We start from the raw sequence: 18,172 nt of genomic DNA, 5'->3' as shown, positions 1-18,172 counted from the left end.
ACGTGAATGAGGACCCCCTTCTCATGTCCACCACCCACACCAACGCCTCCACCGCCGTCGAACCGCGCCTGACGCACCGTCCGCCGACGCCCGACACCGCCGCCCCGCAGCACGGCGCCTCGGGAGCACGAGCGATCCTGCTCCCGGTCGTCATCGTGCTGGCCATCGGCTCCATCTTCGTCAGCGTCTTCCTGTCCGCCTTCCACGCACCCCAGCCGCACGACCTTCCGGTGGCAGTCGTCGGCAGCACCGCACAGGCGGACCAGATCACCGACGGCCTGGAGCACGCACTGCCGGACGGCTTCGAAGTGAAGCACTACGCCGACGAGGAATCCGCCCGTCAGGCGGTCCAAGACCGCACGGTCTACGCCGCCTACCTGACCGGTGACGGAACATCCGCCGAGCTGCTGTACGCCGGGGCCAACGGTCCCTCCGTGACCTCCACCGTCACCGGGGCGCTCTCCGGCATCGCGCAGGCGAACGGCGACCGTCTCGACCAGCACGACGTCGCCCCGGCCTCGGCCGGCGACACCCGCGGCATGTCGGTCTTCTACGCCGGCTTCGGCATCGTCCTGGCCGGCTACCTGTTCGGCATGATGACCTATCAGATGGCTCCCCGCCTGCCCTATCGGTGGAGGATGGCCAGCCTGGCCGCGTTCAGCGTCCTCGGCGGCATCGCCGTGGCCCTGATCACCGGCAGCCTCGGCTTCGCCGCGCTGCCCGGCCCCTTCCTGGGAATCGCAGGCGTCACCGCGCTGATGGCCGCGGCCATCAGCAGCGCGACGATGGTGTTCCTGCGCCTGTTCGGCCGCGCCGGCATGCCGCTGGCCTCCGTGGTGCTGCTCATCTTCGGCAACGCCACCAGCGGCGGCACGCTGCCTACCGCCTACCTCCCGGACTGGCTGCACCCGCTGTCCCAGATCCTCCCGGTGGGCGTCGGTGTACGCGCTCTCCAGGGCCTGTCCCACTTCGCCAACGACGGCCTGGCCATTGGTATCACCGTCCTTGCCGCATGGACCCTCGCCGCCGCGGCGGCGCTCTACTGGCGCGATGCCCACGCCCCGCGCCGCCGCGCCGTCGTCGGATGACACCCATCGCCCTCACGCGCCCACCTGTTCCGGCCCTTATGCCAGGCCGAGGGACGGATGGAAGGGTCGGGCACGCGCCGACGACGCCGTGCCGGCGGGCCCTGGCGACGGTGCCGCGGGCGGTGGACGGTCGGCTGGGGCTGGCCTTCTACCTGACGTGCTGGCTGCGGCCCAGTGCCCACACTTCACCGCAGCGGATCCTGCGCCACACCTATGGGCGGGGCAAGGACCAGCACATCCCTGTTCCAGTGGAAGGGCGGCGACTCGGAGATCCTGATCGTGGTGGATGCCGGCTATGACGTGCCCCGTCTGGCCTTCCCTCTGAAAGACCTGCCGGTGCAGGTGCTGGGCCGGATGCGCTCGGGTCGAGTCCTTCGACGTGCGGTCCCATGCCGCGAGCCGGGTGTCCGGGGCCGTCCGCCCCGCCACGGTGGCGAGTTCGTCTTCGGTGACCCCACCACCTGGAACACTCCCGATGCCCAGACGATGACCGAGACCCGCCTCGACGGCACCGCCGTCGCACGGGCCTGGGACCGGCTCCGTCCGAGACTGGCCCATCGCTCGGCCTGGACGGCTCAGCTCGGTGCCCTGCCGGTCATCGAGGGCACCGTGATCCGCTTGCAGGTCGACCACCTGCCCAGCGGGGCAACACCGAAGCCGGTCTGGCTGTGGTGGTCAGGCACCGATGCCACGGAAACCGGCGTGGACACGCTCTGGCAGGCATTCCTGCGGCGCTTCCACATCGAACACACCTTCCGGCTGTTCAAGCAGACCCTGGGCTGGACCTGCCCGAAGATCCGCAGCCCCGAAGCCGCCGACCGCTGGACCTGGCTGGTCCTCGTGGCCTTCACCCAGCTCCGGCTCGCCCGCCCACTGGCGGCCGACCTGCACCGACCGTGGGAGAAGCCAAGTCCCGCGGACAGACTTACCCCTGCCCGAGTGCGCCGCGATTTTCGGCACCTCCGACCGAAGGCCGCGTACCCGGCCAGAGCACATCTCGAAGTCGGCGGCCGACCGCATCATCGACCAGCTCGGCCCGCTCATCGCATTCCAGCCTCGGCGCCGGTTCGCCAAGGACACCGTGCTGGTGGTCGACGGCACCCTGGTGCCTACCCGGAACCACAGCATCGCTGAACAGCCAAAGAACTACCGGTACTCCACCAACCACCAGGTCGTCATTGACGCGGATACCCGCCTGGTCGTTGTGGTCGGTAAGCCTTTGCCCGGCAACCGCAACGACTACCGGGCATGGGAGGAGTCTGGCGCGAAGGCCGCCGTGGGCAGGACCCTCACGATGGCCGACGGCGGCTATCCGGGCACCGGCCTCCTCATGCCCCACCGCCGCACCCCGGGCGAAGAGTTGCCGGGCTGGAAGCGCGAGCACAATCGCTCGCACAAACAGGTCCGGGCCCGCGTCGAACACGTCTTCGCCCGCATGAAGACCTGGAAGATCCTCCGCGACTGCCATCTCAAAGGCGACGGGGTCCGACACGCCATGCTCGGCATCGCCCGACTGCACAACCTCGCTCTCACGGGATAGCTTCTCCCGCATACAAAACCTGAGAGGTCCCCGGGAGACGGCTCCCCCTCGCAGTCTCGGAGGAGAATCAGGCGAGGCAGAACTCGTTGCCCTCGATGTCCTGCATCGTGATGCACGACTCGTTGACGCCATCGGCACGCTGCGTCAGCACGTGCTTCGCGCCGAGCGCCATCAGCCGTGCGCATTCGCCCTCGAGTGTGGCCAGGCGCTCGTCACCCACGAGCCCTGTGCCGACCCGCACATCAAGATGCACCCGGTTCTTGACGACCTTGCCTTCGGGAACTCGCTGGAAGAGCACGCGCGGGCCCACACCCGAGGGATCAGCGCACGCGAAGTAGACCTCGTCCTCAGGCGGCAGCAAGTGGTGGTACTCCTCCCACGTGGCAAAGCCCTCCGGGACTGCCGGTACGACGTACCCCAGCACCTCGCACCAGAAGGCGGCGAGGCGCGCAGGTTCCGCGCAGTCGAAGGTCACTTGGAACTGCTTGATCGTTGACATCGGCGCACGATAACAGGGGCCCTGCTCATCTCCCCGGGCGGGTGGATCCACACGTTGCCGCGAGGACGTCCCCTGCCATCCGCTGCTGTGACGTGCGGTCACAGGGGTGAACCGAGGTCGGCACCTCTCCCAAAGGGTGGGACCCAGGATCCGAACTCAGCCGACCACTCTCGTGCCAAAGATCAGTTACGGGACAGCCCTTAGGGAGTGCTCCGTTGTCGCACGAGTGGGCCGCCGCAGAGCCGACATGCTGTGCGAGGCTGTGCGCCATGGCGCCTTCGGTAGTTCGCGGACTCGCTCTGCCCGCCCCACTGACGTCCCTCATCGATCGCGACGCCTGGCGTCATCCGGGCGACGCCGTGCTGGCGGAGGTCGTCCCGTGGTTCGAGGACCCGCTTGCCTTCGTGAGGAACCCTGAGCAGATGGCGTACGCATCCCAGTCGCTGGACATGTTCGCCGACGATCCGCACTCCGCCTTCTTCGGCGTGGCCCGCGGAAGCACGGCAGCCGCCCCGCTCGAACTGCCATGGCTAGACGCCGAGCAGGCGGTGCTGATCGCCACCACTCGCAACCCCGGTGACGACGGTGCCCTGGCGCTCGACTACCGCACCGATCCCTCGGACCCCCGCGTGGTCGGCAGTGACTTCTGGACGGACTCGCTCGTGTGCCGGTGGCGGGTTGTGGCGCCCACGTTCTCCACCTTCGTCACACGCTTGGGTCTGTAGACGCCGGGGCCGGCAGTGGGGTGCTGTGCCCGTCCGGGACCGGACGGCGCCCGTCACTTCGCCCGCCTCCACCACCTTTTGGGTGCGGACTCCTGGCCATCGGACACCGTGGTCGAGGGCGAACTGCTCAGCTCCCGTACAGCGGACCGAATCCGGTCGAACGTGGCAACCGGATGCCGTGCGTCGACCTCAGGCAGGAGGACACCGAGGCACACCAACTTGTACTGCTGATCGCCGCGGGGAATCCCGATGAAGACAGGCGCCCCCACGCACCCGACGGGAACCGTGTTGTTCCACCAGACCTGCCCGTCGTCCGATCCCCGCACCACGTCCCCGACGACGACGGCCTGCAGCCGTTGGGTCCGGTCCGGTCCGACGTCGTGCCCCAGGGTGTACGCGGGCATCGGCTCGCCCCCGACAGCGGCAACATCCTCCGCCGTCGCCGCAATCCCGTCGGTGATCTCGTCGGTCGCCCATTCCCACCGCTTGCGGCGGGCGAGCGCGTGCAGTCCCGCGGTGGACATCACCGAGACACCGGAGTCGCCGAGAGGGGTCCACTCCTGTTCGAAGTCGCGCATGATGAGGCCGTTGGCACTCATCGCGGACTCGGACAGTTCGGGCCGCAGCCGCACCTCGGCGAGGTCGTACCGCGTCATCGCCCCGGCGGTCACCAGATACTGCCGGACCGTCTCCGTGTCGCCCTGGGTGTCGACGAGGTCGTTGAACCAGAACGCCGTACCGAAGTGCTCCCCGCGGTGGGCCTGTTGGTACGGAAGGGTGGAGCGGCGTGCGCTGCCCAGAATGGAGTCAATGGTCGCGTCGCGAACGGCGGGGGCTTCGGTCATGACCGGAACCCTAATGGAGCACCCTGAGCCGGTCCCCCTGTCCCCCTTTTGTTCTTGGATCGCCGCAGGCCGGACGGTCAGATGCCTGTGGGACGATCACACGCATGACGCCCGATCCACAGCCGATGCCCGGCACTCACATACGCCTTCTCGCTGGTCACGCCGCACCCGGGAGCCCGGTGTTCGAGGTACTGCCCGCCCGGCAGGTGCATTCCGACCTATTCGAGCTGGGAGGCAGTCCGGGCCTGGTCCTAGGATGCGCGGCGGGTGATGTCCTGCGGGTCGCCGACGACGGCCAGTTCGAGGTCGTCGAGCAGGGCAGGAACCTGTGCATCCAGACGGCCGGCCACGGCCACTTCAGCCCCGAGTCCTTTGCGGAACTCAGGCACGCGGTCGAGGAGCTCGGGGGCTTGGCAGAGGCGCCGCCGGATCTGCGCTTCATCGTCGTCACTGTCGTGCGCGAGCGCGGCCTGCCTGCGATCGAGCAGGTGATGGACACCTGGGTCGCAGGTATCGATGGGGTCGAGTGGTGGTTCGGCAATGGAGATCAAGCGGACTCCCCCTGAGCAGCTCAGCCGGCGGACCGGCGGAAGATGCCCGCGATGAGAAGTAGGTCCGGCTCGGCAGATGGTGGCGGTCATTGGCACGCGAGGACCAGGCAGGTTCGGCCAGCCGGAAGCGACCCGCCGAACAAGCCCTCGACCTGGATTCCTATGGGATGGGTGGGCCGCCGACGCCGAAGGCTTCCTCGTGCGGTTCAGCTGCGGTCCCGCACCTGAACCCCTCTTGGCGCTTGTGGACCGCATCGACGCCGCATCCGCCTGGGCGGAGGAACACCGCCCCACTTGGTTCAGCCAGCACGACATCGCGAGGCGTTCACGAGCGCCGATCACGGCCCGCAACGCAGCACCGATCTGATGCTGCTCCACACGTCAGGTTGCCGCCGAGAAGGCGTCGACGCCCGTGAGTTCGGCCGACAGCGCCCACAGGCGCGCGGCCTGCTCGGGGTCGATCGCGTGTGCGTGCACGCCGCCTTCCGAGCCGTCGTCCGCCGGTTCGGCTACGTCGCAGTCCTCGCAGTAGACGCCGCCCATGCCCTCCAGCTGGGGGGACGTCGCCGCCCACACCTGCGTCGCCGCGCCCTGCCCGGGCGTCTTGAAGGTGGGATCGGTCGGGTTGCCGCTCTCGTCGATCCAGCCCGCGTCGACCATCTCCGCCTTCGCGAGATGGCGCTGCAGCGGGGTGAGGATGCTGCCCGGATGCAGCGCGAACGCTCTGACTCCGGAGTCGCGGCCGAGCGCATCGAGCTGCACCGCGAACAGCACGTTCGCCGTCTTCGCCTGCCCGTACGCCTGCCACCTGTCGTAGCCGCGCTCGAACTGCACGTCGTCCCAGCGCACCCCGGTGATGCCGTGGGCGCCGGAGGACACGGCCACCACACGCGCGCCACCACGGGCGATCGCCGGCCAGAGATGGTTGATCAGCGCGAAGTGTCCGAGGTGGTTGGTGGCGAACTGGGCCTCCCACCCCGGGCCGACACGCGTCTCGGGGCAGGCCATGACCCCAGCGTTGTTGATCACGATGTCGACCGAGCGACCCGAGGCCAGGAACCGCTCGGCGAAACCGCGGACGCTGTCGAGGTCGGACAGGTCGAGGTCGTCGGTCTCGACGCCGTCGATGCCCTGAACCGCCTCCTGAGCGATCTCCCGTCGCCGGGCGGGGACGACGACGTGTGCACCGGCTTCCGCCAGAGCGCGCGTTGTCTCCAGACCGAGCCCCGAGTAGCCGCCGGTGACGATCGCGGTGCTGCCGGACAGGTCGATCCCGTTCAGAACGTCGTCCGTGGTGCTCCGGGCACCGAAGCCCGATCCGATCTTGTGCTGAGGTGTCGTCATGGAGGAGACGCTAGATGCTGGACAGCGCTCTAGGTCAAGGGCCGGTGACGGCCAACGTCCGGGGCCGGCCGCCACCTCACCCGACGGGCTCGACGGCGGGGCAACTGGCTCCGCGGGGTGGGACCTTCAGCGAGATCAGATAGGCGTCGATCATCTCCTGCGCACAGGGGCTGCTGCTGTACGTGCCATGACCCCAGCCCTCGTGGGTGTGCAGGACCGCGTTCCTGCCGAGCTGCTCGGCTACATGGGTGGCCCAGTTGTAGCCGGACGCCGGGTCGTGAGCCGAGTTGGTGAGCAGGATGGGACTGCTGTCCCTCACCTTGAGCCGGTGCTGCGGGTTGTCCGGCTCGGGTGCGCCGAGGCAGGCAGATACGGACATCAGAGCGCGGGGGTACTTCATGTCCGGGGCGATCCTGCCGACGTGGCGCAGTTCCCGTGCGTACCCCTGGTAGCCGCGGACGGGCAGACTCCAGTCCTGACAGAAGATCTCGAATGGCTGCGCCCCGAGCGTGGGTTCCGACCTCTCCTCGGCCGTTCCGGCCGTTCGCGTCACTTCCGGCCGGCTCCCCTCCAGCCCCCGCAGGTACTCGCCGAGCCTCGTCCACTCGGGGCCGTACAGGCGCTTCATCACCATGACGTTGAGGTCGAACGGGGTCAGGGCGGTGCCGTTGTCCGCCAGCTTCCCCCGTTCGGCGCGGTCTAGCAGAACCGCCCAGCGTGCCCGCACGTCCGAGCCGTGCAGGGCGCAGCTCCCGGTCCGTTCGCACCAGGCCACGAATTCGTCGAAGGAGTCCTGGAGCGTGGCGGCCTGCGTGGAGAGGAACTCCCTCGTGCCCAGGCTGTGGTCCACCACGGACTCCAGGACCAGGGCACGGACCCGCTTCGGATACTGCTCCGCGTACTGCTCGCCGAGCAGCGTTCCGTACGAACTGCCGTGGAAGGTGAGGGACTTCTCACCGAGAGCTGCCCGGACGGCGTCGAGATCCTTGACCGTGCTGAGGGTGTCGACGTGGTCGAAGAGTCCGTTCGCGGTGTTCTTCCTGCAGTCCTCTCGCAGGTCGCGGTTGTACTTCACCGTGGCGTCGAACTCTGCCTGGCTCTTCATGACCGGCGACGGACGCCTGTCCAGGAGCTCTTTCGAGCAACGGACCGGGTTGCTGAGCCCCACACCGCGCGGATCGAAACTGACGATGTCGAACCGGCTGCGGAGGTTGTCGCTGAAGCGGCCCATCTTGCCCGTCCCCACGATCCGGTCCACGCCCGAATCCCCGGGTCCGCCGGGCCCGAACACCATGGAGCCGACCCGCGCGGGGCCCGTGGCCCTCCGCCGGGCGAGCTGGAGGTCGAACCGTTCACCGTCCGGCTTGCCCCAGTCCACCGGCACCGAGAGTGCGCCGCACTCCGCCGAGGCATCGCCCTCGCAGGGCTTCCACCCGATATGCGAACCCGCTCCAGCAGGCCCGGGCACCCGCCCCTCACTCGCCGCATCCGTTCCTCGGCCTTGCACCCCGCTCGCGCTCTCCACGCCTGCGAAACTGGCCGTTAAAGCCAACACCGCACCCCAGGCAAGGTGCGACCGCCCTCTCCCTCGGCGGCTACGCCGTTCACGCGATGCATGACTGTCCATCACAGCAACTGCCCCTCACCTTGTCCGAGGTCTCGAGCATCGTCCGCGTGCACGCCGCCCGGTATCCGGCAAGACCCTGGACCGCCCCCTAGGGTCTTTCGTTTGCATCAGGCCGGATCAAGGAGCGGGGTCCGGTGCGTGCAGCTGCAAGGCGGAGGATCGAGGCAACGCGGAGCTTGGGTGATGGACGACACGGCCGGAGGGGGCCCCTCCCTGCTCGAGCGAAGCCGAGAGCTCGGGGGGAGCGCGCACCGGACCCCGCGAGCCCGGCATGGGCCCGTTCCGTCGCGGGCCGTCGTGCCGCGGGTTTTCGGGACGCGTTTCAGAGGCTGGCCGGTGAGCCGGAAGGGGCTCCGGCGGGTTCTGTGCGCCGGCGGGCCAGGAGGGTCACGGCCAGCGGCACGATGATCAGGTCGAGGGCGACGTGCCACACGCTGAAGGGGTTCGTGTGGAGGAAGAAGAAACGGTAGATGCCGAGCAGACCGCCGATCGTGGGGAGCATTGCCGCGAGGTGGAGCGCGGCAGGCCATCGCCTGAGGATCGCGATGCCGATCATGAAGTACACGGCGCCGAATCCGGCGGCACCCAGCACGTTCGCCTCGTGCTGGTAGACGGCGAGTTGTGCGAGGTGGGTGACGCCGGACAGCAGGAGCAGGCCCGCCAGCACCCTGGCGGCCTGCGGGAGGGGCGAGTGCGCCCGGGGTGGGGTGTTCATCGCGGGTGTTCCTTCCGGTGGTGCCGGCGGTTCCGGTAGCGGATCCGCTCGGCTGGCTTCAGGGCACGAACAGTACGGTCACCTGACTATTTAGGGAAGGTATGGTGACCTGACCATGCCGAGGAACCCGCATTCCCCCGCAGACACCGGTCAGCTCGCCGACACCCGCCTGGAACCGGACTCACGGCTCGGCGCGCTGGCGCGCCGGCTCGCCGCGATCGTCACTGACCGGGTGCAAGGCGACCTCGCCGGTGAAGGCATCACGGATCTGCGCCCCGCGCACCTGCGGATCTTCGCGGCGCTCGGCCATGGCGACGGGGCCCGCGTCACCGAGATCGCCGAACGCCTCGGAAGCACCAAGCAGACCGTCGGCCCCCTGGTCGACGAACTGGTGGCGAAGGGCTACCTCCACCGCCGGCGCGACCCGGCAGACGCGCGAGCCAAGATCGTCGACTTCACCCCCGACGGAATCACCGCCGCCGAGGTCGCCCGGCGCAGCGCGGAGAACATCGACCGCCAGTGGGTCGACCGGATCGGCGACCGGCGCCTGGCCGAATGCCGCGCCACCCTCTGGGAACTGGTCGACGAAACGGCGGACCCCACAGGGGGCCACTAAGGTTCAACCGTCGGATGTCACGCCCACATCAGGAGTGATGCGAGGGTGACGGCCGCCTTGCAGGACACGGCGGTCTCGTCGTATCGGGTGGCAATGCCGCGCCACTGTTTCGAGCGGTTGAAGCACCGTTCCACGACGTTACGGTGCTTGTAGATCTCGCGGTCGAAGGTCGGCCGCCGTGGGTGCCGCGCCGGATTCCGGTTGCGGGCCTGAATCGGCCCGCTGGGGAATCGTGTGCGGGTGCTGCGGCGGCGGAGCCGGCTGCGCATCGCAGGTCGGCCTCTGACACCCACTCGCCCATTCGGCGAGATCTCGGTCCGCCACGGAGCGGCCGTCACCATCGCCGCCCTCCACGGGCTGTGACCGCAGACGAAATGCCTAGACCGCGGGAAGGGAAGGATCGGGCGTCCACGGAGATGGTGCGGTGATGGACCAACGTTCGTGGTCGCGCCAGGACCCGTTGATATAGAGATAGTCGGGCGACATACCCTCGTATCGAAAGCCCAGGCGCTGGACCAAGGCCAAAGACGCCTTGTTTGCCGGCTGAATGTTCGCCTCCAGCCGGTGGAGCCGCAGGTCGTTGAAGGCGTGCCGCAGGGCGATGGTGAGCCCTTCCGTCATGTAACCCCGCCCCGCAGACGGGGCGAAGGCCGCATAGCCGAGGGACGCGCCCTGATAACGGCCCCGGATGATCGAGTTGATGTTGACCATGCCGGCAGCCGCGCCGGTTTCCTGAACGCGGATCACATAACCCAGGTTGCTGCCCTCGCTGAAGCGGCGCATCCACGCCTGGAACTCCTCCGCGGTCGCGGGCAGCTGCATCCAGGGCACATGGAGCTCGGTGCTGGCCCTCACGAGCGAGCAGAACTCATCCTGGTCGGCGAGGGTGAGCGGGCACAGTTCAACCCGTGACGACATCGTGGACATGGATCAATGGTAGGGCAGCCCTTCCGAGCAGTCGATCACGTGAGCGACCGTGCTGGGCAGGGACAACCGGCCGGCCGAGCCGCGGCGCCAAGGGGGCGGTCCTGAGGGTCGTGACTGCCTGCCCAGCGGTCACATTCCGATGAAGCTCACCGTCTCCGCCATGTCCGCCCGCCCGGCGGGCAGTTGTGGCACACCGTCCTTCTCGAAACCCACCGCGACACCGCAGAACAGTATGAGCCCGTCATCGGCACCGACCGTCTGGCTGACGGTCCTGCGACACATCGTCCACATCACCTGGGGGCAGCTGTGCAAGCCTTCGGCCCGCAGCAGCAGCATGACCGTCTGCAAGTACATCCCGGCATCCCCCCACTGTCCGGGCCCCATCGTCCGGTCGAGGTAGCAGAACAGGACGACCGGCGCCCCGAACGCCTGCGCGTTCAAGGCGCCGATCTTCATGGGCCTGTCGGGATCGTCGCGCTCGATTCCCAGCGCTTTGTACCTCTGGGCGGCCGCGGCGGCGAAGCGGTCCAGATACGGCGAGGCCAGTCCGGACGGGTACATCGGGTACTCCCGCTCGTCACCCGGGTCTCCCGCCAGCGCCCTGGCCGTCGCGCGTCTCTTCAGCTCGGCCAGGGGCTCGCCGGCCACGACGTACACGTGCCACGGCTGGAGGTTCCCACTCGACGGAGCACGCGCGGCTGCAGCCAGCACGCGTTCGAGTACGTCCTTGGGAACGGGCTCGTCACTGAAGGCCCGCACGGCCCGGCGACTGTCCACCGCTTCGTACACATCCACGAGGCCCCGTCCTCTCGATCAAGGCAACCACCTCTCCACGGTAATCAGCACGCACAGGGATGACTCGACCAGGTCCCGTCCGGGCGAGGGACGCAGCCACTCGCCGAAGCCGCCGGGCATCGCAAGGCTCCTCCATCGCTGCGCCCTCACCGGACCTCGTGCGCTGTGCCTTCCATCGCCAGGGAGGGGCCGGACAGTTGTTGCTCGACGCCGACGGCGATGCGTGTCGTCGTACGGCTTCGAGCCCGGCACCCGATCAGCGGCGGATGCGAGCGATGAGCAGCGCGACGTCGTCGTGGTCGGCGGGGTGACGCAGTGCGTCCAGCAGGAGGTCGCAGGTGTCCTCGAGGCCGCGGTGCGGGCCGTCGAGGAGTGCGAGGAGGGCGTCGAGACGGGTGTCGATGTCCTGGTCACGGGTCTCGACCAGGCCGTCCGTATAGAGGAGCAGCTGGTCGCCCGGGTCCAGGTCGACGGTAGTGGTGCGAAAGGGAACGCCTCCCACGCCGAGTGGCGCGCCGGTGGGCAGGTCGAGGAGTTCGGGTGTGTGTCCGGGCCGCATGCGAACAGGAGGCAGGTGACCTGCGGTGGAGATGTGGCAGTGCGCGCTGTGCGGGTCGTAGAGCGCGTAGATGCAGGTGGCGATATACGGGTCGAGTCCGGCGGTGATCCTGTCCAGGTTGCGCAGGACGTCCGCAGGCGACAGGTCCAGTCCGGCGAGCGTCTGAGTGGCGGTCCGGAGTCGCCCCATGGTGGTGGCGGCGTTGATTCCGCTGCCCATCACATCGCCGACGATGAGCGCGGTGCGGTCGCCGGACAGCGGGAGGACGTCGTACCAGTCGCCGCCCACTTCGACAGCGGCCCCGGCCGGCTGGTACCGGGAGGCGACTTCCAGGCCGTAGAGGGACCGGGGCGGGTCGGGCAGGAGACTGCGCTGGAGGGTGAGTGCGGTATCGCGTTGTGCCTGGTACCAGCGGGCGTTGTCGATGCAGACGGCGGCACGGGCGGCCAGCTCGCCGGCCAGCGTGGCGTCGTCCTCGGTGAAGGGCAGCGGGTTTCGGGCGCGTACGACGTCGAGAGCCCCGAGGACCTTCCCGCGGGCGATCAGCGGGACGGCCAGATAGGAATGGACGCCTGCCTCGGCGAGGAGCGCGGCGGAGCGGGCGTCGCGCGCTATGAGATGCAGATCCGCCTCGGTCACGTGGGAGACCATCACGGGGCGGCGCGTGTTGACGCAGCGGGCGATCAGCCGCTCGGCGTCGTAGCGGGCCACTTCGCCGGGCGGGTCGGCTGCCGCGACGGCGTCGGTGGGATAGGCGGTGGCAACGGCCAGGGCACGGAACACCGCGGGGCCGTTGGAGGGGTCCGGATTGCGGTGCCCGTTCAGCGCTGCTTCGAGAACGTCCACCGCGCCCATGTCGCCGAGCTCGGGAATGGCCACATCGGCCAGCTCACGGGCGGTCTGGACCAGGTCCAGCGTGGTGCCGATGCGCACGGACGCCTCGGCGACCACGGTCAGGCGGTGCCGGGCACGTTCGGCGTCCCGGGCCGCGCGGTAGCGGTCGGTCACGTCCACGGCCGAGACGCCCACGCCCAGCACCTTCCCGCTGGAGTCCTCCAGCCGGTAGAAGGAGACCGACCAGGCATGCTCGGTATCGGGGTCGTCGTGCGTACGGCCCACGGTGTCCTGGTCCACCAGCGGAACACCGGTGGACAGGACCTGCCGCATCGCGGCTTCGATCGTGTCGGCGTCCAGGAACGGCAGGACCTCCCGCACGCTCCGGCCGAGGTGCTCCTTGGCGGGCAGGCCGTTGATGCGCTCCAGCGCGGGGTTGACCATCACGTACCGCAGGTTCGTGTCCACGACGGCCAGCCCGATCGGCGACTGGTCGACCAGCCGGACGGTCAGCGCCAGGTCGCGTTCCACTCGCCGCAACGTCGCCTGGTCGGTGGCGAGGCCGAGGGCATACAGATCCCCTCGGTCGTCCAGCAGCCTCATGTTGCGGAACTCCAGCAGCCGTGTACTGCCGTCCTTGTGCCGCACGGGGAAGGTGCCCGCCCAGCTCCCTTCCCCACCCATGACCTCGCCGAACAACCGGAGCACAAGATCGATGTGCTCGTCGGCCACCATCAGCTGGATGGCAAGCCGGCCGAGTGCCTCCTCGGCGCTGTACCCGATCAGTGCCTGCGCCTGCGGGCTCCAGAACACGATCCGGCCCTCGGAGTCCAGAACGATCGCGGCCACACCCAGCACGTCAAGCAGCCCGCCGGGAGGCGAACCGCTCAGCTCCGCCCGCCCAGCAGAGCCCAGATCACTCTCCAAGCCCTCTGTAGCCATCGTCTGCCGCTCCTTCCGCCGCAGGCGGGCCGATGATCGCGTTCCCGCTGCAGACGTCGTGACCTCTCCCATAGTCCCCCGCTCCCGTCACCCCCGCAGCCCTCCGACCCGGAATACCCGACAACGGCTCCGAACCCGCGTGTCAGAGCCCTGTCCCGGCCACGCGCCCCACGGGGCCCCCGCGGCCCTCGGCCGTGGGAGGTCGCGGGAATCTCACGGACTGGAGTCGAGCGATCGCGATACGGGGCCGCCGGGGGGTGGGGTACGGCTGCTGAGCCGGAGCACGCCGTGTGCGGTGGAAGCGGCTCCAGCAGTCGTTCACGACTCACGGGCGGTGTAAGCCGTTATCGTGCGGTCATGGCTGTCCCCGAGGAACTCCCCCTGCTGTTCCTGGACGTCGATGGCACGCTTCTGCCCTTTGGTGAAGCACAGCTCCCGTCGACCCTCGACGCGCGGAACGGCTGGCAGAGCACGTCCAATCCCCAGCTGGCGAAACTGGACCCCGCGCATGGTCCGCGTCTGCTGGCGCTTCCGTGTGCTCTGGTGTGGGCAACGGCGTGGATGGAAGACGCGAACGAGGTGATAGCTCCCCTGCTCGGCCTGCCCGAGTTGCCGGTGGCGGACCTGCCCGATGCGCCGGAGACGGACGAGGCCGATCTCCTGCACTGGAAGACCCGAGCACTTGTCGAAGCGGCAGCCGGGCGCCCCTTCGTCTGGGTGGACGACGAGATCACCGATCTCGATCGGGCGTGGGTTTCGAGGCATCACCGAGGACGGGCGCTGCTCCATCGCGTCCGTTCCACCATCGGCCTCACCGCCTCGGACTTCGCGATGGTCGGGCAGTGGCTGCGTCGATCGATCGCCGCGGAGAACGCGGGCGCGGTCTGAGTCCGGCGCCTTCGGACCCCCGACCGCAGAACGGGCTCACGTGTCCGGGCGCGTGTCAGTCCCGTCATGCATGATCAGCGCGTCGATTCCTCGAAGCGGATGAGAAGGCGTCATGTCGATCACCAACCAGCACGTAGCAGCACACCCTTTTCTGCGGCAGTTGTACGCGGACGCGTATTACCCGGACCACGTCGTCGACAAGGGCAAGGCGATCCTGCTGCGCCTGTGCGAACGCATCGAGTCCGAGCAGCCGTCGGATCTCGCGTCCCTGTACGTACTGACGCACGGGGCGACGGAGGAGTTCAACCGGTTGGAGGCGGAGTTCGATGCCGCTGGGAGTGAGATCGAGACGGTGGCGCGGGACGAGATCGGCGGAGACTTCTGGTTCGTCGCGTCGGCATACGGGTTCACCGCGGCGGACCCGGAGGAACTGATCGGCACCCGGGACTGGTGAGCGTAGGGTGCCTGGATGATCGGGACACCAGAGGCGTTCTCGCGGACCACTGTCGAGCGCGAGGGAGAGCCGGGAGCGGCGTGGATCGAGGAACTTCCCCGGATTGTCGAGGAGTTGCTGGGTCGCTGGGAGTGCGTGCCTGACGGCGAGGTCATGCACGGGGGCGTGGGGGTCATCGTCCCGGTGCTGCGGCAGGGCGCAGGTGCCGCTGTGCTCAAGGTGTCCTTTCCGCACCCCGGCAACGTGCACGAGCCGGACGCGTTCGCGGCCTGGGACGGGCGCGGTGCCGTCCTGTTGTACGAGCGCGACGACGGGCACTACGCGATGCTGCTGGAACGGGTCCACACGTCGACCCTGACGGAGGTCGTCGACGGCGACGAGGCGATGACGGTCGCGGGGCGGCTCAGCCGCAGGCTGGCCGTACCCGCGCCGGCCGGGCTCCCACGGCTGCGGGAGCAGGCCGACGCCTGGGAGGAGCAGTTGCGCACGGACGCCCGGGAACTGTCGCACGAGCTGCCGCCGTACGTCGTGGATGCGGCAGCGGCGACTGTCCGTGAACTGGCCCGCGTGCAGCCGGACACGCTCATCCACGGCGACCTGCATGTCGGAAACATCCTGCGGGCCGACCGCGAACCATGGCTGGCGGTCGACCCCAAGGGGTACGCGGGAGATCCCGCCTACGACGGCGGCACCCTGCTGAAGTCCCGAGCGCCGGCGCTTCTCGCAGCGGACGACCTCCGGGCGACGGTCCACCGCACCCTGGACGTGTTCGCCGACGCGGCGGAACTCGATCGCGAACGGGTCCAGCGGTGGGCCCAACTCCACGCGGTCCAGGCTGCTTTCTGGGGACGCCGCCACGGATTCCGCATGGCCCGCAGGGGGCCTCGGCTGGACTGGATCACCGCATTCGCGGATCACCTGGCGACGTTGCTCTCGGAGCGCATCTGAAGCCGGGCGGGCCGGCCTCCTCCATGTCAGTGGGCCGGCGAACGCCTGGCGAACACACCGACGCGTCCACCCGCTCGGAGAGCGGACGGACGCGAGTCGGACAGTGCCGCCGCTGCCGCAGGCGGCGGCGGGCGGAACTCTAGAACTCGTCGGCGCCGTTGCGCAGCTCGTACGTCCAGTAGCCGGTCTTCGCAGCGGCGTCGTCGATCGCGATGCCGCCCTGGGGTGCGGTGACGGTCTTACTGCCCTCGGCGGGACCGTCGGCGGCGAAGAGGTTCACGTAGAAGGAGGTGACGGCGTGGTTCTCCTCGTCGACACCACCGTTGTTGATCCGCACGGCCGCGTAGGCGGAGGCGTTGGCGTCGAGCACGACGGGAGTGCCGGGCTTGCTCTTGGCGACGGGCGGGACGTCCTTCGAGGTCTGCGGGAGGTCGCCGAACGCGATCAGCGGGTACTGCAGGAGCGTGCAGGTCTTGCCCGAGACGTTCTTCGCCGTCAGCGTGATGTGCGTGGTGGGTACGCCGTCCTGCTTGGCTGCGGAGACCTTCACATCGTTGACCGTGCAGGCGGCGGCCTTGGCGCCGCTCTTCCTCTTGGCTCCTGCCTGTGTGGCAGCGCCGGCGGAGCCTGCCGTGTCCGAGCCGGACGTACCCGACCCGGCCGTGCCGGAACCGGAGGTGCCCGAACCGGCGGTCCCCGAACCGCTTGAGCCCTTACCGTTCGTGCCCGTACCCGCGTCGCTCTTGGCGGCCTTCGGGGCCGAGACGGGCGCGGCGGCGGCATCGCTCTTCGCGCCGTCTTCGCCACCACAAGCGGTGAGCGCCATGCTGAGGGCGGCTACGGCGGTCGCGGCGAGAACGGCAGGGCGGCGGATGGAGGTACGCATGTGGGGCTCCCCGTGTGATGCGGTCGGTACGTGGTCGATGTCCGGTGCGAACATCTGGTCTGCTTTCAGCTTGGGACCGCGCCCTGCCGTCCTGCTGACGTCCCACTAACGTCCCGCTGACGCCCGTGACCCCATCGGCGAAACGGGCGCAAGGTCGGACGACCGTGTGCAGTACTGCTCGGAACCTTCGACGTCCCGCCGAGCGCACGGACGGCTCGGACACCCCCCGCTCGTACAAGCTCAAGGAACAGCTGTACGTTTCCCGGCGGCGCCCGGCAGAAGAAGGAGTGAGGCTGAACATGGCACGTACAGCGGGGATCCGGTGGACCGCGTGGATAGCAGGGTTGTTGGTTCTCGGGCTGTTGGCGGCCTGGATCTGGTGGCGGGAGAGCGACACAGCGGGCCGCTGGCGATTCGAGAAGGCGATGGGGACGTTCTGCGGCGGTGTGCTGGCCCACGAGAAGAGTCCCCTGTTCGAGGGTCTCTGGCCCGGCCTGGAGCTGTCGAACGATCGCGCTCTCGGCCCGGACGCGTACGCCTGCTTCCTGGGTGACCACCGCCGAGAGGTGACCGTGGCGCTTCTGCGCGCCGACGCGCACGGCGGCCAGGACATGGAGGAGCTCCTCCCGCCCCTCACCGGGCGTCGGTTGCCGGTGCCGTTGGCCGGAGACTGGCGCGGTGCGGCCGACGGTGATTCGGTCCGGGTGCTGGTCGGATGCCAGGGCGGAGACGACTTCGTCTCGGTCACGGTCGACTCGTACATCTCGACGAGCCCCTCCGAAACGGAGGAAGCGCGGCAGGAACAGGAGAGCGGGTGGCTGGACGGGGATGTGTACTGGGCCCGGTTCGCTACCGCGACGGCCGTCAAGGCGGCAGACCGCTGGGGCTGCGAGGCGGAAGAGGGCAAGCCGCTGCGTACTCTGCCGCCGGTCACCGGCGAGGAGCAGACCACGGGCGCGGACGGCACCTGCGCCGGTCTGCCCTTCAGCCGGGACCCGCGTCTGGACGTCGTGGAGGAAGCCACCGCCGGTGGCACCGGGCTGTACGAGATCTGCAAGGTCGGGGCCCCGCACTACTTCGACGCACGCTATGTCTTCTCCGCGCGCTTCGGCCCCTACGCGTTGCGCGCACGGGACGGGGATTCCGGTCGCGGCAGCAGCGAACGGGCCGGGACCGAGGACGGCGCGATGTGGGCGAGTGCCCGGTGCCCCGGAGATTCCGAGCGGGCCCTGTTCGCGGGGTACGTGCCGCCCGAAGCGGCCACTGTGTGGCTTCCCGGGGACAAGGGCAAGGAGACCTTCGGGCTGCCCGCGTTCCGGGAGTTCGTGGAACGGTCGGCAGCACGGCACGGCTGCACGGACCTGCGCATGCCGACGCCCTAGGGTCTTT

Annotated in this window: 17 protein-coding genes and 3 pseudogenes; 10 read left to right on the top strand and 10 right to left on the bottom strand. The window is 69.1% G+C overall.

Going from position 1 to position 18,172, the window contains the following annotated elements; genetic code table 11:
- The first annotated feature begins 23 nt into the window (after positions 1-23).
- The 3 genes and pseudogenes from OG230_RS35095 to OG230_RS35085 all read left to right on the top strand — a co-directional run.
- Positions 24-1,088, top strand: a complete 1,065-nt coding sequence (locus OG230_RS35095) for an ABC transporter permease (protein WP_328907812.1) — start codon at positions 24-26, stop codon at positions 1,086-1,088.
- An 89-nt stretch (positions 1,089-1,177) separates the two neighbouring features.
- Positions 1,178-2,081, top strand: a pseudogene (locus OG230_RS36455) (transposase); the annotation flags it as partial.
- Positions 2,005-2,628: pseudogene (locus OG230_RS35085) on the top strand (transposase); the annotation flags it as partial. The pseudogenes OG230_RS36455 and OG230_RS35085, both read left to right, overlap by 77 nt.
- Before the next feature lie 67 nt (positions 2,629-2,695).
- Here OG230_RS35085 and OG230_RS35080 read toward each other — a convergent pair.
- Positions 2,696-3,127, bottom strand: coding sequence for a VOC family protein (locus tag OG230_RS35080; RefSeq protein ID WP_328907811.1), 432 nt, complete (start codon positions 3,125-3,127; stop codon positions 2,696-2,698).
- Between the two features lie 269 nt (positions 3,128-3,396).
- Between OG230_RS35080 and OG230_RS35075 the strand changes: the two genes are divergently transcribed.
- A complete protein-coding gene (locus OG230_RS35075; protein WP_328907810.1) occupies positions 3,397-3,852 on the top strand; it encodes a hypothetical protein in 456 nt (151 codons plus the stop codon).
- 53 nt (positions 3,853-3,905) lie between these two features.
- Here OG230_RS35075 and OG230_RS35070 read toward each other — a convergent pair whose 3' ends face one another.
- A complete protein-coding gene (locus OG230_RS35070; RefSeq protein WP_328907809.1) occupies positions 3,906-4,697 on the bottom strand; it encodes a hypothetical protein in 792 nt (263 codons plus the stop codon).
- A gap of 179 nt (positions 4,698-4,876) precedes the next feature.
- Between OG230_RS35070 and OG230_RS35065 the strand changes: the two genes are divergently transcribed.
- Positions 4,877-5,263, top strand: coding sequence for a DUF4265 domain-containing protein (locus tag OG230_RS35065; RefSeq protein WP_328907808.1), 387 nt, complete (start codon positions 4,877-4,879; stop codon positions 5,261-5,263).
- 366 nt (positions 5,264-5,629) lie between these two features.
- On the opposite strand, the gene OG230_RS35060 is transcribed toward OG230_RS35065, so the two are convergent.
- The 3 genes from OG230_RS35060 to OG230_RS35050 form a co-directional block, all read right to left on the bottom strand.
- Positions 5,630-6,592 (bottom strand): SDR family NAD(P)-dependent oxidoreductase, encoded by a 963-nt coding sequence (locus tag OG230_RS35060; protein ID WP_328907807.1) that lies wholly within the window; start codon positions 6,590-6,592, stop codon positions 5,630-5,632.
- 76 nt (positions 6,593-6,668) lie between these two features.
- Positions 6,669-8,060: an alpha/beta hydrolase gene (locus OG230_RS35055; RefSeq protein ID WP_328907806.1), complete on the bottom strand. Its 1,392-nt coding sequence runs from the start codon at positions 8,058-8,060 to the stop codon at positions 6,669-6,671.
- Positions 8,061-8,541: 481 nt separating this feature from the next.
- Positions 8,542-8,934 carry a hypothetical protein gene (locus OG230_RS35050; protein WP_328907805.1) on the bottom strand — a complete coding sequence of 131 codons (393 nt, stop codon included), beginning with the start codon at positions 8,932-8,934 and terminating at the stop codon, positions 8,542-8,544.
- Positions 8,935-9,049: 115 nt separating this feature from the next.
- Here OG230_RS35050 and OG230_RS35045 point away from each other — a divergent pair, with 115 nt between their 5' ends.
- Positions 9,050-9,550 carry a MarR family winged helix-turn-helix transcriptional regulator gene (locus OG230_RS35045; protein WP_328907804.1) on the top strand — a complete coding sequence of 167 codons (501 nt, stop codon included), beginning with the start codon at positions 9,050-9,052 and terminating at the stop codon, positions 9,548-9,550.
- Positions 9,551-9,567: 17 nt separating this feature from the next.
- On the opposite strand, the pseudogene OG230_RS35040 reads toward OG230_RS35045, so the two are convergent.
- From OG230_RS35040 to OG230_RS35025, 4 genes and pseudogenes are all read right to left on the bottom strand, one after another.
- Positions 9,568-9,729 (bottom strand): annotated as a pseudogene (locus OG230_RS35040) (IS5/IS1182 family transposase); the annotation flags it as partial.
- A 199-nt stretch (positions 9,730-9,928) separates the two neighbouring features.
- On the bottom strand, positions 9,929-10,477 hold the full coding sequence (locus OG230_RS35035; protein ID WP_328907803.1) for a GNAT family N-acetyltransferase: 549 nt from the start codon (positions 10,475-10,477) through the stop codon (positions 9,929-9,931).
- A 129-nt stretch (positions 10,478-10,606) separates the two neighbouring features.
- Positions 10,607-11,272, bottom strand: a complete 666-nt coding sequence (locus OG230_RS35030) for a nitroreductase (protein ID WP_328907802.1) — start codon at positions 11,270-11,272, stop codon at positions 10,607-10,609.
- Between the two features lie 256 nt (positions 11,273-11,528).
- Positions 11,529-13,607, bottom strand: coding sequence for a SpoIIE family protein phosphatase (locus OG230_RS35025; protein ID WP_328907801.1), 2,079 nt, complete (start codon positions 13,605-13,607; stop codon positions 11,529-11,531).
- A gap of 357 nt (positions 13,608-13,964) precedes the next feature.
- Here OG230_RS35025 and OG230_RS35020 point away from each other — a divergent pair, with 357 nt between their 5' ends.
- The 3 genes from OG230_RS35020 to OG230_RS35010 all read left to right on the top strand — a co-directional run bounded on the left by OG230_RS35020 (position 13,965) and on the right by OG230_RS35010 (position 15,897).
- On the top strand, positions 13,965-14,495 hold the full coding sequence (locus OG230_RS35020) for an HAD domain-containing protein (protein ID WP_328907800.1): 531 nt from the start codon (positions 13,965-13,967) through the stop codon (positions 14,493-14,495).
- A 112-nt stretch (positions 14,496-14,607) separates the two neighbouring features.
- A complete protein-coding gene (locus tag OG230_RS35015) occupies positions 14,608-14,949 on the top strand; it encodes a DUF5713 family protein (protein WP_328907799.1) in 342 nt (113 codons plus the stop codon).
- Between the two features lie 15 nt (positions 14,950-14,964).
- Positions 14,965-15,897 carry an aminoglycoside phosphotransferase family protein gene (locus OG230_RS35010; protein ID WP_328907798.1) on the top strand — a complete coding sequence of 311 codons (933 nt, stop codon included), beginning with the start codon at positions 14,965-14,967 and terminating at the stop codon, positions 15,895-15,897.
- 139 nt (positions 15,898-16,036) lie between these two features.
- On the opposite strand, the gene OG230_RS35005 is transcribed toward OG230_RS35010, so the two are convergent.
- The gene (locus OG230_RS35005) at positions 16,037-16,783 is read right to left on the bottom strand and encodes a DUF4232 domain-containing protein (RefSeq protein WP_328907797.1); all 747 of its coding nucleotides are present in this window, start codon (positions 16,781-16,783) and stop codon (positions 16,037-16,039) included.
- A 299-nt stretch (positions 16,784-17,082) separates the two neighbouring features.
- On the opposite strand from OG230_RS35005, the gene OG230_RS35000 reads away from it, so the two are divergent.
- The gene (locus OG230_RS35000) at positions 17,083-18,165 is read left to right on the top strand and encodes a hypothetical protein (protein WP_328907796.1); all 1,083 of its coding nucleotides are present in this window, start codon (positions 17,083-17,085) and stop codon (positions 18,163-18,165) included.
- Positions 18,166-18,172: the final 7 nt, after the last annotated feature.

Source organism: Streptomyces sp. NBC_00234, assembly GCF_036195325.1.
GTDB lineage: Bacteria > Actinomycetota > Actinomycetes > Streptomycetales > Streptomycetaceae > Streptomyces.
This window is presented reverse-complemented; position numbering and strand designations above follow the sequence as displayed.